Genomic DNA, 14,681 nt, shown 5'->3' with positions numbered 1-14,681 from the left:
TATGAAATACACAATCCCGGCATTGATGTTTACGTCTTTACTGCTTATGGCCGGTTGCGATCAGGCCGAGAAAAGCGCCCAGCAACTGATGGGCAAAGCGGCCGAAAGCGCCAAGCAAGCGATTGACGACACCCATAAAGCCGCTGAGCAGGCACTCAGTGATGCCACCGGCGGGTTGATCGAGAAGAAAGAAACTCCGGAAAAAGATGCGGAAAAATCCGAATCTTCCTCCAAGACCATCTAATTCGTCTTACACAGAGTCAGGACTGACCCATGGAATATCTGTTACAGCTCGCCGCCAGCCCCACCGCTTGGGTTGCTTTGGCCACACTGGTGGTGATGGAAATCGTGCTCGGCATCGATAACCTGATCTTTATCTCGATCCTCACCAACAAATTGCCCAAGCAGTACCAGCAGAAAGCACGCCGTATCGGTATCGGCATGGCGTTGATCCTGCGTCTGGCACTGTTGAGCACCATCGCCTTCATCGTGCAGCTGACCGCACCTGTGATCGAAATCCTGGGCCAGGCCTTCTCCTGGAAGGACATGATCCTGATCGCCGGTGGTCTGTTCCTGGTCTGGAAGGCTACGACCGAGATCCATCACAGCATGGACCCGGCGCCGGAAGATCCGAAGTCGGCGACCTCGACAGTCACTTTGGGTTTCGCCGCGGCTATCGGCCAGATCCTGATGCTCGACATGGTGTTCTCGATCGACAGCATCATCACTGCGGTCGGCATGACCGAACACTTGCCGATCATGATCATCGCGGTGGTGGTGTCGGTGCTGGTGATGCTGTTTGCTGCTGAACCGCTGGCCAAGTTCATCAACGACAACCCGACGGTGGTGATGCTGGCTCTGGGCTTCCTGATCATGATCGGCATGACGCTGATCGCCGAAGGCTTCGGCGCCCATGTACCGAAAGGTTATGTGTATGCGGCCATGGCGTTCTCGGCTTCGATTGAAGTGCTGAACATGATGTCGCGCCGGGCGAAGCAGAAGAAGCTGGCTGAGCAGGCGTAACCGCCAATAAGCCAAAAAGGCCGCTTGAACTCAGTTCAAGCGGCTTTTTTTTCATTTCAGGTTTTCTATGCCGTGCAAGATCAGCCCCTCACCCCAGCCCTCTCCCGAGGGAGAGGGAGCCGATCTGTGTGGTTTTCAAACTTGAGCTCGGCTCGGTATTTCAGGTCGGCGTAACTCGAAAGACACCCCGGTCAGTCCCCTCTCCCTCTGGGAGAGGGCTAGGCGGGCGGCGTTCCGATGAGGGGCTTTTGCCTTTGCCGTTCAACCCTCAGTGTGCAGTCGCGTGACGCACTCGGTGTTCCTCGGCTTTCTCAACCGCAGCAGGCTGAACCGGATGGTGATGATGGCGCCGCGAAACCCGCAGCACCCCCCACAACATGGCAGCGGCCACGGCCAGCCAGCCGGCAATCAACATCACAATGGTCATGGTCAGGCTCATCAGTGCCTCCTCTTCGCCCTGCATCGGGCCCACACTTTTTCAATTCGCTCTGTTTCAGTGACAGTCTAGACAATGGGGTGTTTCAGACTATTGACCAAAGGTCGATTGCGACCAATCACTTTGCTCTATGCAATCGATGGGTCTGCCGCTTAAGGCTATACCGCAGCCGGGCGCGGCCCTATGATCGCAAGCGTTGCCGGAACACGATGACCGGCGTCTGAACAGAGAGTGATGATGGTGCAGGTATTTTCTCGAATTCGTGCGGCGCTACTGGTGGCAGGTTGTGCGGCCGTGTTGGCCGGATGTGCAGGTACTGTGGCGCCTGAGGTCAAGCGTCTGCCGGAGCGGGTCGAACTCAGTGGCACGTTCTATCGCGGCGAAGCCAATCAGAGTGGGCCGCAAGTGTTGGCCAGCCTGTTGTCGCAGCAGGGCATCGTGATCACCCCGGGCTTGCTCGAGAAACCTCTGCACTTGCCGGGTGCCGAAGACAAATTGCAGCAGAACCTGCAAAACCTCGCCCGCGAGTACGGCATGGTGGTTTACCCGCTGGACAGCAACCTGCCCGCACTGTTGACCCAGGTGGCGGCAGGCTATCCGGTGATGGTGCGCTTCAGCGAGGGGGCGGCATTCTGGGCCGAGCCGCGTTACGCAATCCTGTCCGGTTACGACCGCAACAAACAGAAGGTCTTGCTGCGTGCCGGCATGAACCGTCGCGAACTGATGAGTTTCAGCTCCTTTGAGTCGGCACTGGAGAAATCCGGCGGCTGGGCCGTGCTGATCCAGAAACCGTCGCAGATCCCGGCAGCCGTTGACCGTCAGCGCTGGCTCAAAGCGGCCGATGAACTGGCCCAGGCCGGTCAGGAAAACGAAGCGGCGCAGGCGCGCAAGGCGCTGGCAGCCCACTGAGTTCCGTTCGTCATTTGCCGGGCACGACTGCGCCCGGCAAGCCTCCTACGAATAGAACCCGTTTTCTGCGGGTGACTCAGGAGGCGAACATGGCAGATTCCCCATCCCCGAAAGGGCCGCATTCGACCGAGCATTCGTCGGGTCATGATCTGGGTTTCGACCCCGATTCGCCGGACCTTGATGATCCGCAAGTCGATCCGGTTGGCCCGGCCAAGGCGCCGAAAGACGTGAAACCCGGTGAAGACCACAAGACGCCGGCCAAACCGTATGACCCGTTAGCCAATCTGAAACCTTGATGTGAGGTGCGTATGAGTACTGACTCAAGCTTCGATGAGCAAAAACCGGACAGCGTGCCCACGACGCCGGAGCCGGAGATTGATCCGGTGCTGGATCCGGACAGCCCGCTGCGCGATCCGATGGCCCGACCTAATGTCATGACGCCGGAACCTTCGCGGGATCCAAGTGCAGGTGATGGCATTCCTGATGACGACAAGATGCCGCTGCCCAATGACTGAAATGCAGGAATGCAGGCGAAAAAAAGCCCCGAGGATTCGGGGCTTTTTCTTACGGCCCCGGGTTACTTGGACGCTTCAACCACACCGCTCTGGCGTGACTTAAGGTTTTTCTCGGCCTTGTATTGTTGCGCCACCGCAGGGACGTTGGCGCTCTTGCCGGTTTCCACCCAGCTGCGAATACGGCTGGCATCGGCAAAGTGGGTGTATTTGCCGAAGGCATCGAGAATCACCAGCGCGACCGGGCGGTTAGCCATTTTCGTTACCAGAACCAGGCAATGACCGGCAGGGTTGGTGAAGCCGGTCTTGGTGATCTTGATGTCCCAGTCGGCCTTATTGACCAAGTGATCGGTATTGCGGAAACCCAGGGTGTAGTTGGGTTTGCGGAAAGACACGGTCTTTTCCTTGGTGGTGGTGAGTTCGCTGAGGAGCGGGTACTTATGCGCGGCCACCAGCAGCTTGCTCAGGTCGCGGGCGGTGGAAACGTTACGTTCCGACAGGCCTGTCGGTTCGACAAAGTGCGTACTGGTCATGCCCAGTGCCTTGGCTTTCGCGTTCATGGCCGCGATAAAGGCCGCATAACCTCCCGGATAGTGGTGAGCGAGGCTGGCGGCCGCGCGGTTCTCCGAAGACATCAAGGCGATCAGCAGCATCTCGCGACGCGGCAGCTCACTCTTGAGTTTGACTCGGGAGAACACGCCCCTCATTTCCGGTGTGTTGCTGATATCGACATTGATCCATTCGTCCATGTTCTGCCGGGCTTCAACCACTACCAATCCAGTCATGAGCTTGCTGACAGAGGCGATCGGCACGATCACGTCAGGGTTGCTGGAGTAGATGACTTTGTTGGTCTGCATATCCATGAGCAGTGCGCTGCCGGAGGCGATCTTCAGGCTCGAAGCGTCACGTGGGGCAGCGGTGGTTTCCGCAGCGTTGATCGTTGGCGTGATGAATGTGCCTGTAAAAGCAAAAAACAGGCTCAGAATCGAAAGACGAATTTTCACGCGGGCGAACTCATAAAGGTTGGATATTCCGTTAGTTTGTAACGGGTTATTTCTTCAAAGCGTCGCATTCTAGGAGTATGGCTGAAGATCTGTCGATGGTTGTTTGAATGACCTGAAAAACTCGTGAAAAGGCCTGTAAAAAGAGGGGTTTCCGGCGAACGGTTACAGTTTTTTCTCAGGCATGAAAAAACCCGCACAAGGCGGGTTTTTCTTATTGCTGAAAGTACCGATCAGGCGTGCAGGGTTTCTGCCGCATAAAGGGTGTTTTCCAGCAGGCAGGCGCGGGTCATCGGACCTACGCCACCCGGCACTGGAGTGATCCAGCCAGCGCGGGGCAGGGCGGTTTCGTAGACGACGTCGCCGACCAGTTTGCCGTCGTCCTGACGGTTGATGCCGACGTCGATCACGATCGCGCCTTCCTTGATCCACTCGCCTTTGACCAGGCCCGGCTTGCCGGCGGCCACCACCACCAGATCAGCACGACCAACGTGGCCGGCCAGATCCTTGGTGAAACGGTGAGTCACGGTCACGGTGCAGCCGGCCAACAACAACTCCATCGCCATCGGGCGACCGACGATGTTGGAGGCGCCGACGACCACTGCGTCCATGCCATAAAGGTCGGCGCCAGTGCTTTCCAGCAGCGTCATGATGCCTTTAGGTGTGCAGGGACGCAGCAGCGGAATGCGCTGGGCCAGGCGACCGACGTTATAAGGATGGAAGCCGTCGACGTCTTTGTCCGGGCGAATGCGCTCCAGCAATTTGGAGGCATCCAGGTGCTCGGGCAGCGGCAGCTGAAGCAGGATGCCGTCGATTGCAGGGTCGTCGTTGAGGCGATCGATCAGATCGGTCAACGCGTCTTGCGTGGTGTCGGAGGGCAGGTCGTAGGCTTGAGAGAGGAAGCCAACCTCTTCACAGTCTTTACGCTTGTGCGAGACATAAACCTGAGAGGCAGGATCGCTGCCGACCAGGATCACCGCGAGGCCGGGAGTGCGCAGGCCTTGCTGGCGACGCTCGGCAACTCGTTGGGCGATCTGCTGGCGCAGGCTGGCGGCGATCGATTTGCCGTCGATTAGTTGTGCAGTCATTGCGCGTGATTAACCATCGAGAGGGGAAAAAATGAGAACGCATTCTCGCATGTCGAGCGGTGAGGGCAAAGGCGCTTGGTCAGCAAATTCCTCTAACTCCTTTAATTAAATGAATTTTTTTCAAAAAGGATTTGACGACCTTCGGAGCGCTCTATACTATTCGTCGCACTTGTCGGGCACAGCCTAGCACTGGTTAAGAAGGTGAAGCGGAATCAAGGTTCTGCGACACTGGAAAGCACTTAGTTTGTAGTCCTTTAAGAGTACAGATTAATAAGGCGCCCGTAGCTCAGCTGGATAGAGCATCCGCCTTCTAAGCGGATGGTCGCAGGTTCGAGTCCTGCCGGGTGCGCCATTAGGCAGCTTTGGCACAAGTAACGCGATATGGTGGGCGTAGCTCAGTTGGTAGAGCACGGGATTGTGACTCCCGTTGTCGTGGGTTCGATCCCCATCGTCCACCCCATATTTCGAAAGGCGCCAGATGTAACAGTCTGGCGCCTTTGCTTTAAAAGCTTCATCGCGGATGTGGTGGAATTGGTAGACACACTGGATTTAGGTTCCAGCGCCGCGAGGCGTAAGAGTTCGAGTCTCTTCATCCGCACCAATTAAAGCTTCATTCATGTCTTCGGGCTGGTGAGGTTCCAACAAAGAAGTTGTTTGGCTTTTTTGTTACGCAATATGGTGGGCGTAGCTCAGTTGGTAGAGCACGGGATTGTGACTCCCGTTGTCGTGGGTTCGATCCCCATCGTCCACCCCATATTTCGAAAGGCGCCAGATTTAACAGTCTGGCGCCTTTTTTGTTTTAGCGGTTCTGAAAAGCGGCAATTGCCGGTTTCGGGGCGCAGGGGCAGGGCGCTTCGTCGTATTTATGTTGCTCGATGATGCTGTGCTGCTCGCCGGGCTTGCTTTCAGGTTCGGCCGTCAGGGACTGATTGGCAACCTCTTCTATATATAGAAGCGGTTGGCGCAGAGCCCTGGCGTGATTGGTTGTATTCGCCTGTGGGACGCGCTGCATCCGTGCATCGATCCCTATAAATTGCCTGCTGTTTTTTTACCCGTTTTCAGTAGGGTGACTTCTTGAGTTTGACCCACTAGAATGCATGCCCTTGATTCTGGGGTCGGAAACGGCCGGCTAACGTCTGTGCAACGAGGAATATCCATGCAAGTTTCTGTTGAAAATACTACTGCTCTCGAGCGCCGCATGAGCGTCACCGTGCCGGCTGAGCGCATCGAGACTCAGGTCAACAAGCGTCTGCAGCAGACTGCCCAAAAGGCCAAGATTGCTGGCTTCCGTCCAGGCAAAGTGCCAATGAGCGAAATCAAGCGCCGTTTCGGTGCTGATGCTCGTCAGGAAGCTGTAGGCGACGTGATCCAGTCCTCCTTCTACGAAGCTGTGGTTGAGCAGAAGCTGAACCCGGCAGGTTCGCCATCGATCGAGCCTAAGTCGCTCGAAGCTGGCAAGGACCTGGAATACGTTGCTGTATTCGAAGTGTTCCCTGAGTTCACCGTTGCCGGTTTCGACGGCATCACCGTTGAGCGCCTGAGCGCTGACGTGGCTGACGCTGACCTGGACAAAATGCTCGACATCCTGCGCAAGCAGAACACTCGTTTTGAAGTGGCCGATCGCGCTGCCCAGAACGAAGACCAACTGAACATCGATTTCGTTGGCAAGGTTGACGGCGAAGTATTCGCTGGCGGTTCCGCCAAGGGTACTCAGCTAGTACTGGGTTCCGGTCGCATGATCCCGGGCTTCGAAGAAGGCCTGGTTGGCGCTAAAGCGGGCGAAGAGCGCGTTCTGAACCTGACCTTCCCAGAGGACTATCAGAACCTGGACCTGGCTGGCAAAACCGCCGAGTTCACCGTGACCGTCAACACTGTTTCCGAGCCTAAGCTGCCAGAGCTGAACGAAGAGTTTTTCGCTCAATTCGGCATCAAGGAAAGCGGCATCGACGGTTTCCGCACCGAAGTTCGCAAGAACATGGAGCGTGAACTGCGTCAGGCGATCAAATCCAAGGTCAAGAATCAGGTAATGGACGGTCTGCTGGCCACCAACCCGATCGAAGTGCCTAAGGCGCTGCTGTCCAACGAAGTTGACCGTCTGCGTGTGCAGGCTGTTCAGCAGTTCGGTGGCAACATCAAGCCTGATCAACTGCCGGCCGAGCTGTTCGAAGAGCAAGCCAAGCGCCGCGTCGTGCTGGGCCTGATCGTTGCTGAAGTGGTCAAGCAATTCGATCTGAAGCCTGACGAAGCTCGCGTTCGCGAAATGATTCAGGAAATGGCTTCCGCTTACCAGGAGCCTGAGCAGGTTGTGTCGTGGTACTACAAAAACGAGCAGCAGCTGAACGAAGTGCGTTCGGTTGTGCTGGAAGAGCAAGTTGTGGATACTGTTCTGCAGAAAGCTAGTGTGACCGACAAAGCGGTCTCTTACGAAGAAGCAGTCAAGCCGGTAGAAGCTCCAACAGCCGACTGATTGGTTTTGCGTTAAGAAGTACACACCATAAGCCAGCTCTCGAGCTGGCTTATGCGTATTCAAGACATAACTATTTGGGAGCGACTGCAGAGCATGTTCCGTAATTCTTATATTCAGCAGAACTCTGATATCCAGGCCGCCGGCGGCCTGGTCCCGATGGTTGTCGAGCAATCTGCTCGTGGCGAACGCGCCTATGACATCTATTCGCGCCTGCTCAAGGAGCGAGTGATCTTTCTGGTTGGTCCGGTAGAGGACTACATGGCCAACCTGATCTGTGCGCAACTGCTGTTCCTTGAAGCGGAAAACCCGGACAAGGACATCCATCTCTACATCAACTCCCCGGGCGGTTCGGTGACTGCAGGCATGTCGATCTACGACACCATGCAGTTCATCAAGCCGAACGTGTCGACCACCTGCATCGGCCAGGCCTGCAGCATGGGCGCATTCCTGCTGACCGCAGGTGCCCCAGGCAAGCGTTTCTGCCTGCCGAACTCGCGCGTGATGATTCACCAGCCACTGGGCGGTTTCCAGGGCCAGGCGTCGGACATCGAAATCCACGCCAAGGAAATCCTCTTCATTCGCGAGCGTCTGAACACGCTGATGGCCAAACACAGCGGGCGTACTCTGGAAGAAATCGAGCGCGATACCAATCGCGACAACTTCATGAGTGCAGAAGCTGCGAAGGAATATGGCCTGATCGACGAAGTGATCAACCAGCGCCCAGCTTAAAATAAGCAGCTCAAAATAGGCTTGGTCGGCTTGTCTGATCAGCGGCGGGCTTGAAAAAGCCCGCAATAGCCTTCATCTTGTGTTGCAAGCCTATCGGATTTGGATCGAACGAATGACTGACACCCGCAACGGCGAGGACAACGGCAAGCTGCTCTATTGCTCCTTCTGTGGCAAAAGCCAGCATGAAGTGCGCAAATTGATTGCCGGCCCCTCGGTCTTTATCTGCGACGAGTGCGTCGACCTGTGCAATGACATCATCCGCGAGGAGGTGCAGGAAGCCCAGGCCGAGAGCAGCGCGCATAAATTGCCTTCGCCTAAAGAAATCAGCGGCATCCTTGACCAGTACGTCATTGGTCAGGAGCGTGCGAAAAAGGTTTTGGCCGTAGCGGTGTACAACCACTACAAGCGCCTGAATCAGCGTGACAAGAAGGCTGACGACGTCGAACTCGGCAAGAGCAATATCCTGCTGATCGGCCCGACAGGCTCCGGTAAAACCCTGCTGGCCGAAACACTGGCCCGCTTGCTGAACGTTCCGTTCACCATTGCCGACGCAACCACCCTCACCGAGGCGGGTTACGTGGGTGAAGATGTCGAGAACATCATTCAGAAGCTGCTGCAGAAGTGCGATTACGACGTAGAGAAGGCCCAGATGGGTATTGTCTACATCGACGAAATCGACAAGATTTCCCGCAAGTCCGACAACCCGTCGATCACCCGGGACGTTTCCGGTGAAGGCGTGCAACAGGCCTTGCTGAAGTTGATCGAAGGCACGGTCGCTTCCGTACCGCCGCAAGGTGGTCGCAAGCACCCGCAGCAGGAATTCCTGCAGGTCGACACCCGTAACATCCTGTTCATCTGCGGTGGTGCGTTCTCCGGTCTGGAAAAGGTTATTCAAAACCGTTCCACCAAGGGCGGCATCGGCTTCAACGCAGAAGTGCGCAGCAAGGAAGAAGGCAAGAAAGTCGGTGAATCCCTGCGTGAAGTCGAGCCTGACGATCTGGTCAAGTTCGGTCTGATCCCGGAATTCGTCGGTCGTCTGCCGGTCCTCGCGACGCTGGACGAGCTTGACGAGGCTGCGCTGATGCAGATCCTCACCGAGCCGAAAAATGCTCTGACCAAACAGTATGCCAAGCTGTTCGAGATGGAAGGCGTGGATCTGGAGTTCCGGACCGACGCACTGAAATCGGTCGCCAAGCGTGCCCTGGAACGTAAAACCGGTGCTCGTGGTCTGCGCTCGATTCTCGAAGGTGTACTGCTCGACACGATGTATGAAATCCCCTCGCAGTCCGAGGTGAGCAAAGTCGTGATCGATGAAAGCGTGATCGAAGGCAAGTCCAAGCCACTGTATATCTACGAAAACAGTGAGCCGACGGCCAAGGCAGCGCCGGACGCTTAAGCGTCCAGTCTGGTGGAATAAAGAAGGGGCCTTCGGGCCTCTTTTTTTTTATGTCATTTTTTACATCCGCTTTGTGCTTGTTTTTTTTCAAGGCAGCCCCCATCTTGGTTTCAAGCTCAATTCCATCTGATTACGGCCATATGGCCGCCGTAGAGGCGAAATCATGAAGACAACCATCGAATTGCCTCTCCTGCCATTGCGTGATGTCGTGGTTTATCCGCACATGGTTATCCCGCTGTTCGTGGGGCGCGAGAAATCCATCGAAGCCCTCGAGGCCGCGATGACGGGCGACAAGCAGATCCTGCTGCTGGCCCAGAGAAACCCGGCTGACGACGATCCCGGTGAAGACGCTCTCTATCGCGTAGGTACCATCGCCACTGTTCTACAGCTGCTCAAGCTGCCTGACGGCACCGTCAAGGTTCTGGTCGAGGGTGAGCAGCGTGGCACCGTCGAGCGCTTCAGCGAAGTTGACGGCCACTGCCGTGCCGAAGTCTCGCTGATCGAAGAAGTCGACGCCGCCGAGCGCGAATCCGAAGTGTTCGTGCGCACACTGCTGTCGCAGTTCGAACAATACGTACAGTTGGGCAAGAAGGTCCCGGCTGAAGTCCTGTCGTCGCTCAACAGCATCGATGAGCCGGGTCGCCTGGTCGATACCATGGCGGCGCATATGGCGCTGAAAATCGAGCAGAAGCAGGAAATCCTCGAAATCATCGATTTGTCGGCTCGGGTCGAGCACGTTCTGGCGTTGCTGGATGCCGAGATCGATCTGCTGCAAGTCGAAAAACGCATTCGTGGCCGCGTCAAAAAGCAAATGGAGCGTAGTCAGCGCGAGTACTACCTGAATGAGCAGATGAAGGCCATTCAGAAAGAGCTCGGTGACAGCGACGAAGGCCACAACGAAATCGAAGACCTGAAGAAGCGTATCGACGCTGCCGGTCTGCCGAAAGACGCGTTGGCCAAAGCTACTGCCGAGCTTAACAAGCTCAAGCAGATGTCGCCGATGTCCGCTGAGGCCACCGTGGTGCGCTCGTACATCGACTGGCTGGTGCAAGTGCCGTGGAAAGCGCAGAGCAAGGTACGTCTGGACCTGGCGCGCGCAGAAGACATTCTCGATGCCGATCACTACGGTCTCGAAGAGGTCAAGGAACGTATCCTTGAATACCTCGCCGTGCAAAAGCGCGTGAAGAAAATCCGTGGTCCGGTGTTGTGCCTGGTCGGTCCTCCGGGCGTGGGTAAAACCTCGCTGGCGGAGTCGATTGCCCATGCCACCAACCGCAAATTCGTGCGCATGGCCCTCGGTGGCGTGCGTGATGAAGCGGAAATTCGCGGTCACCGTCGGACTTACATCGGTTCGATGCCAGGAAGATTGATTCAAAAGATGACAAAAGTGGGTGTGCGCAACCCGCTGTTCTTGCTCGATGAAATCGACAAAATGGGCAGCGACATGCGTGGCGACCCGGCGTCGGCGTTGCTGGAAGTGCTCGATCCGGAGCAGAACCACAACTTCAACGACCATTATCTGGAAGTCGATTACGACCTCTCGGATGTGATGTTCCTGTGCACCTCGAACTCGATGAACATCCCGCCGGCGCTGCTCGACCGGATGGAAGTGATCCGTCTGCCGGGCTACACCGAAGACGAAAAGATCAACATCGCCGTCAAATACCTCTCGCCAAAGCAGATCGCCGCTAACGGTCTGAAAAAGGGCGAGCTGGAATTCGACGCGGAAGCGATCCGCGACATCATCCGTTACTACACCCGTGAAGCCGGTGTGCGTGGCCTCGAACGTCAGATCGCCAAGGTCTGCCGCAAGGCCGTTAAAGAGCACGCAATGGAAAAACGCTTCTCGGTGAAAGTGACAGCTGACCTGCTGGAACACTTCCTCGGGGTGCGCAAATTCCGCTACGGTCTGGCTGAGCAACAGGATCAGATCGGTCAGGTCACGGGGCTTGCCTGGACTCAGGTGGGTGGTGAATTGCTGACCATCGAAGCCGCGGTTGTGCCCGGTAAAGGTCAACTGATCAAGACCGGTTCGCTGGGCGACGTGATGGTCGAATCGATCACTGCCGCGCTCACTGTAGTGCGCAGCCGGGCCAAGAGTCTGGGCATTCCTCTGGACTTCCACGAGAAGCGTGACACGCACATCCACATGCCGGAAGGGGCGACGCCGAAAGACGGCCCTAGCGCTGGCGTAGGCATGTGTACGGCGCTGGTGTCGGCCTTGACCGGCATTCCGGTGCGCGCCGATGTCGCCATGACCGGTGAAATCACGCTGCGTGGTCAAGTGCTGGCGATTGGCGGTCTGAAGGAAAAACTGCTGGCGGCTCACCGCGGCGGAATCAAGATCGTGATTATTCCGGAAGAGAACGTGCGCGATCTGAAGGAGATTCCTGACAATATCAAGCAGGATCTGCAGATTAAACCGGTTAAATGGATTGACGAGGTCCTGCAAATTGCGCTGCAATACGCGCCGGAGCCCTTGCCGGATGTGGCTCCGGAGATAGTTGCCAAGGACGAAAAACGTGAGTCTGACTCTAAGGAAAGAATTAGCACGCATTAATACGCTTTTGCCTGGGGGGCTTCCTTGACAGTTTTTTAGAGCCCTTGTTATAAAGCGGCTCTTAAGTGTCTGTAGGCCATTCAGCACTCGTTTTTGCTTTCACCAAAAAACTTAGAATCATCTCAAAATAGATATAAGGGGACTTAGAGTGAACAAGTCGGAACTGATTGATGCTATCGCTGCATCCGCTGATATCCCGAAAGCTGCTGCTGGCCGTGCGCTGGACGCTGTAATCGAATCCGTCACTGGCGCTCTGAAGGCTGGCGACTCCGTTGTTCTGGTTGGTTTCGGTACTTTCTCCGTGACGGACCGTCCGGCTCGTACCGGTCGTAACCCTCAAACCGGCAAGACTCTGGAAATCCCGGCTGCCAAGAAGCCAGGTTTCAAAGCCGGTAAAGCACTGAAAGAAGCTGTTAACTAAGTTTTCAGGTTTTTACCCATCCGGGTCGGGGTCATGCCTGACTTGGCAGCGGAGCGGTAGAGCAGGTCGCTGAAACAGTGGCCTGTAACGCCGGGATCGAGGGTTCGAGCCCTGTCCGCTCCGCCAGTTACGAGAAGGCGCATCCTCGGATGCGCCTTTCTTCTATCCGGATTCTACCCACGCTCCACGGTTGCCTAATTTTGAAGTTCAACCGTTTCTGGGGGACGCATGCTGCAGAATATCAGGGACAATTCACAAGGCTGGATTGCCAAGACCATTATCGGGGTCATCGTTGCACTGATGGCTCTGACCGGTTTCGACGCCATTTTCCAGGCCACGACTCACAAGAATGAGGCGGCCAAGGTCAACGGTGATGAAATCAGCCAGAACGAGCTGAGCCAGGCCGTTGATATGCAACGCCGTCAGCTGATGCAACAGCTGGGCAAGGACTTCGATGCTTCCTTGCTCGACGAGAAAATGCTGCGCGAATCGGCCCTCAAGGGTCTGATCGATCGCAAGCTGCTGCTGCAAGGTGCAGAACAAGCGAAATTCGCTTTCTCCGAAGGCGCACTGGACCAAGTGATCCTGCAGACACCTGAATTCCAGGTGGACGGCAAGTTCAGCTCCGACCGTTTCGACCAGGTGATCCGTCAACTGGGTTACAGCCGTATGCAATTCCGTCAGATGCTGGCTCAGGAAATGCTGATCGGCCAACTGCGTGCCGGTGTGGCAGGCAGCGGTTTCGTCACTGACGCCGAAGTGCTGGCATTCGCCCGTCTGGAAAAGCAGACCCGCGATTTCGCGACCCTGAACGTCAAGGCTGACCCGGCGGCGGTCAAACTGACCGACGACGAGGTCAAGGCTTACTACGACGAGCACGCCAAGGAGTTCATGACTCCGGATCAAGTGATCATCGATTACGTAGAACTGAAGAAGTCTTCGTTCTTCGATCAGGTTGCCGTCAAGGACGAAGACCTGCAGGCGGCGTATCAGAAAGAGATCGCCAATCTGTCGGAACAGCGTCGTGCCGCGCACATTCTGATCGAAGTGAACGACAAGACCACCGAGGCTCAGGCCAAGGCGAAGATTGAAGACGTTCAGGCTCGTCTGGCCAAGGGCGAGAAGTTCGAAGCGCTGGCCAAAGAGTTCTCGCAGGATCCAGGTTCGGCCAATAACGGCGGTGACCTCGGTTATGCAGGCCCTGGCGTTTACGATCCGGCGTTCGAAAAAGCCTTGTACTCCTTGTCGAAAGACCAGGTGTCCGAGCCGATTCGTACCGACTTCGGTTATCACTTGATCAAGCTGTTGGGTGTGGAAGCGCCTGAAGTGCCGACCCTGGCCAGCCTGAAAGACAAGCTGACCCGCGAGCTGAAAGCCGCTCAGGTCGAGCAGCGTTTTGTCGAGGCGACCAAGCAACTGGAAGACTCCGCATTCGAAGCGTCTGACCTGGCTCAGCCAGCGGCGGATCTGAAGCTGACCGTGCATACCTCCAAGCCATTCGGCCGTGAAGGTGGCGAAGGTGTTGCGGCGAACCGCGCCGTGGTTACTGCTGCGTTCAGCACCGAAGTGATCGACGAAGGTGCCAATAGCACCGCCATCGAGCTGGATCCGGAAACCGTGATCGTGCTGCGTTCCAAGGAACACCTCAAGCCTGCGCAACTGCCGCTGGAAAACGTGAGTGCGGCGATCCGCACCCAGTTGACCAAAGAGCACGCCAGCGCGGCTGCCAAGACCAGGGCCGAGAAGCTGATCGCTGATCTGCGCGATGGCAAGGCGCCGTTGGACAAGGCGGTTGAGGGTCAGAACTGGAAAGCCACTGAAGCGGCCACCCGTGGTCAGGAAGGTGTTGATCCGGCGGTGCTGCAAGCGTTGTTCCGTATGCCGAAGCCGGCTGCAAAGGACAAGCCGACGTTCACCAGCGTGACGTTGCCGGATGGCAGTCTGATGATCGTGCGTCTGAATGGTGTTAACGAAGCGGCGGCGCCGACGGATGAAGAGAAGGTTCAGTACCGTCGTTTCCTTGCTTCGCGTGAGGGGCAGCAGGACTTTGCTGCTTATCGCAAGCAGTTGGAAGCTCAGGCGGACATCAAGCGGTTTTGATGGTTGACTGAGATGTGATGAGAGCCCCGGCCTGATAGG

15 protein-coding genes and 4 tRNA genes are annotated in these 14,681 nt (G+C 56.5%); 15 read left to right on the top strand and 4 right to left on the bottom strand.

Annotated elements, in window-relative coordinates; translation table 11 throughout:
- Position 1: 1 nt before the first annotated feature.
- Together AB4N74_RS13630 and AB4N74_RS13625 are read left to right on the top strand one after the other, a co-directional pair.
- Complete coding sequence (locus AB4N74_RS13630) at positions 2–244, top strand: hypothetical protein (protein ID WP_007965379.1); 243 nt, start codon at positions 2–4, stop codon at positions 242–244.
- A gap of 29 nt (positions 245–273) precedes the next feature.
- Positions 274–1,023 carry a TerC family protein gene (locus AB4N74_RS13625; protein ID WP_034154674.1) on the top strand — a complete coding sequence of 250 codons (750 nt, stop codon included), beginning with the start codon at positions 274–276 and terminating at the stop codon, positions 1,021–1,023.
- 268 nt (positions 1,024–1,291) lie between these two features.
- Here the strand turns inward: AB4N74_RS13625 and AB4N74_RS13620 are convergent, their stop codons facing one another.
- On the bottom strand, positions 1,292–1,462 hold the full coding sequence (locus AB4N74_RS13620; RefSeq protein WP_186625636.1) for a hypothetical protein: 171 nt from the start codon (positions 1,460–1,462) through the stop codon (positions 1,292–1,294).
- Between the two features lie 234 nt (positions 1,463–1,696).
- On the opposite strand from AB4N74_RS13620, the gene AB4N74_RS13615 reads away from it, so the two are divergent.
- The 3 genes from AB4N74_RS13615 (at position 1,697) to AB4N74_RS13605 (ending at position 2,883) form a co-directional block, all read left to right on the top strand.
- Positions 1,697–2,368: a peptidase C39 family protein gene (locus AB4N74_RS13615; protein WP_093434034.1), complete on the top strand. Its 672-nt coding sequence runs from the start codon at positions 1,697–1,699 to the stop codon at positions 2,366–2,368.
- Positions 2,369–2,457: 89 nt separating this feature from the next.
- Positions 2,458–2,664, top strand: coding sequence for a DUF6021 family protein (locus tag AB4N74_RS13610; protein WP_320337558.1), 207 nt, complete (start codon positions 2,458–2,460; stop codon positions 2,662–2,664).
- 12 nt (positions 2,665–2,676) lie between these two features.
- Positions 2,677–2,883: a hypothetical protein gene (locus AB4N74_RS13605; protein ID WP_257355589.1), complete on the top strand. Its 207-nt coding sequence runs from the start codon at positions 2,677–2,679 to the stop codon at positions 2,881–2,883.
- A 62-nt stretch (positions 2,884–2,945) separates the two neighbouring features.
- On the opposite strand, the gene pbpG is transcribed toward AB4N74_RS13605, so the two are convergent.
- The gene (gene pbpG / locus AB4N74_RS13600) at positions 2,946–3,884 is read right to left on the bottom strand and encodes a D-alanyl-D-alanine endopeptidase (RefSeq protein WP_093434043.1); all 939 of its coding nucleotides are present in this window, start codon (positions 3,882–3,884) and stop codon (positions 2,946–2,948) included.
- A gap of 230 nt (positions 3,885–4,114) precedes the next feature.
- A complete protein-coding gene (gene folD, locus AB4N74_RS13595) occupies positions 4,115–4,969 on the bottom strand; it encodes a bifunctional methylenetetrahydrofolate dehydrogenase/methenyltetrahydrofolate cyclohydrolase FolD (RefSeq protein WP_038362797.1) in 855 nt (284 codons plus the stop codon).
- A gap of 275 nt (positions 4,970–5,244) precedes the next feature.
- Between folD and AB4N74_RS13590 the strand changes: the two genes are divergently transcribed.
- From AB4N74_RS13590 to AB4N74_RS13575, 4 genes are all read left to right on the top strand, one after another.
- A tRNA-Arg gene (locus tag AB4N74_RS13590) sits at positions 5,245–5,321 on the top strand.
- A gap of 32 nt (positions 5,322–5,353) precedes the next feature.
- Positions 5,354–5,429 (top strand) — tRNA-His (locus tag AB4N74_RS13585).
- A 56-nt stretch (positions 5,430–5,485) separates the two neighbouring features.
- A tRNA-Leu gene (locus tag AB4N74_RS13580) sits at positions 5,486–5,570 on the top strand.
- Between the two features lie 77 nt (positions 5,571–5,647).
- A tRNA-His gene (locus tag AB4N74_RS13575) sits at positions 5,648–5,723 on the top strand.
- Positions 5,724–5,768: 45 nt separating this feature from the next.
- Here AB4N74_RS13575 and AB4N74_RS13570 read toward each other — a convergent pair.
- The gene (locus tag AB4N74_RS13570) at positions 5,769–5,981 is read right to left on the bottom strand and encodes a hypothetical protein (RefSeq protein WP_093434046.1); all 213 of its coding nucleotides are present in this window, start codon (positions 5,979–5,981) and stop codon (positions 5,769–5,771) included.
- A 144-nt stretch (positions 5,982–6,125) separates the two neighbouring features.
- On the opposite strand from AB4N74_RS13570, the gene tig reads away from it, so the two are divergent.
- The 6 genes from tig to AB4N74_RS13540 all read left to right on the top strand — a co-directional run bounded on the left by tig (position 6,126) and on the right by AB4N74_RS13540 (position 14,642).
- Positions 6,126–7,436, top strand: a complete 1,311-nt coding sequence (gene tig / locus AB4N74_RS13565; RefSeq protein ID WP_007917329.1) for a trigger factor — start codon at positions 6,126–6,128, stop codon at positions 7,434–7,436.
- Positions 7,437–7,529: 93 nt separating this feature from the next.
- On the top strand, positions 7,530–8,165 hold the full coding sequence (gene clpP / locus AB4N74_RS13560) for an ATP-dependent Clp endopeptidase proteolytic subunit ClpP (protein WP_007951559.1): 636 nt from the start codon (positions 7,530–7,532) through the stop codon (positions 8,163–8,165).
- A 112-nt stretch (positions 8,166–8,277) separates the two neighbouring features.
- The gene (clpX, locus tag AB4N74_RS13555; protein ID WP_003223632.1) at positions 8,278–9,561 is read left to right on the top strand and encodes an ATP-dependent Clp protease ATP-binding subunit ClpX; all 1,284 of its coding nucleotides are present in this window, start codon (positions 8,278–8,280) and stop codon (positions 9,559–9,561) included.
- 163 nt (positions 9,562–9,724) lie between these two features.
- Positions 9,725–12,121, top strand: a complete 2,397-nt coding sequence (gene lon, locus AB4N74_RS13550; RefSeq protein WP_016986884.1) for an endopeptidase La — start codon at positions 9,725–9,727, stop codon at positions 12,119–12,121.
- A gap of 148 nt (positions 12,122–12,269) precedes the next feature.
- On the top strand, positions 12,270–12,542 hold the full coding sequence (locus tag AB4N74_RS13545; protein WP_003183171.1) for an HU family DNA-binding protein: 273 nt from the start codon (positions 12,270–12,272) through the stop codon (positions 12,540–12,542).
- A gap of 228 nt (positions 12,543–12,770) precedes the next feature.
- Positions 12,771–14,642: a SurA N-terminal domain-containing protein gene (locus AB4N74_RS13540; protein WP_460100733.1), complete on the top strand. Its 1,872-nt coding sequence runs from the start codon at positions 12,771–12,773 to the stop codon at positions 14,640–14,642.
- Positions 14,643–14,681 lie beyond the last annotated feature (39 nt).

The sequence above is a fragment of the Pseudomonas sp. H3_C08 genome (genome assembly GCF_054669455.1).
This window is presented reverse-complemented; position numbering and strand designations above follow the sequence as displayed.

What these genes read in the sequence shown, in the direction of transcription:
- AB4N74_RS13630 (WP_007965379.1), top strand. Translation starts at nt 2, where the DNA reads ATGAAATACACAATCCCGGCATTGATGTTTACGTCTTTACTGCTTATG.
- AB4N74_RS13625 (WP_034154674.1), top strand. Translation starts at nt 274, where the DNA reads ATGGAATATCTGTTACAGCTCGCCGCCAGCCCCACCGCTTGGGTTGCT.
- AB4N74_RS13620 (WP_186625636.1), bottom strand. Translation starts at nt 1,462, where the DNA reads ATGAGCCTGACCATGACCATTGTGATGTTGATTGCCGGCTGGCTGGCC.
- AB4N74_RS13615 (WP_093434034.1), top strand. Translation starts at nt 1,697, where the DNA reads ATGGTGCAGGTATTTTCTCGAATTCGTGCGGCGCTACTGGTGGCAGGT.
- AB4N74_RS13610 (WP_320337558.1), top strand. Translation starts at nt 2,458, where the DNA reads ATGGCAGATTCCCCATCCCCGAAAGGGCCGCATTCGACCGAGCATTCG.
- AB4N74_RS13605 (WP_257355589.1), top strand. Translation starts at nt 2,677, where the DNA reads ATGAGTACTGACTCAAGCTTCGATGAGCAAAAACCGGACAGCGTGCCC.
- folD (WP_038362797.1), bottom strand. Translation starts at nt 4,969, where the DNA reads ATGACTGCACAACTAATCGACGGCAAATCGATCGCCGCCAGCCTGCGC.
- AB4N74_RS13570 (WP_093434046.1), bottom strand. Translation starts at nt 5,981, where the DNA reads ATGCAGCGCGTCCCACAGGCGAATACAACCAATCACGCCAGGGCTCTG.
- tig (WP_007917329.1), top strand. Translation starts at nt 6,126, where the DNA reads ATGCAAGTTTCTGTTGAAAATACTACTGCTCTCGAGCGCCGCATGAGC.
- clpP (WP_007951559.1), top strand. Translation starts at nt 7,530, where the DNA reads ATGTTCCGTAATTCTTATATTCAGCAGAACTCTGATATCCAGGCCGCC.
- clpX (WP_003223632.1), top strand. Translation starts at nt 8,278, where the DNA reads ATGACTGACACCCGCAACGGCGAGGACAACGGCAAGCTGCTCTATTGC.
- lon (WP_016986884.1), top strand. Translation starts at nt 9,725, where the DNA reads ATGAAGACAACCATCGAATTGCCTCTCCTGCCATTGCGTGATGTCGTG.
- AB4N74_RS13540 (WP_460100733.1), top strand. Translation starts at nt 12,771, where the DNA reads ATGCTGCAGAATATCAGGGACAATTCACAAGGCTGGATTGCCAAGACC.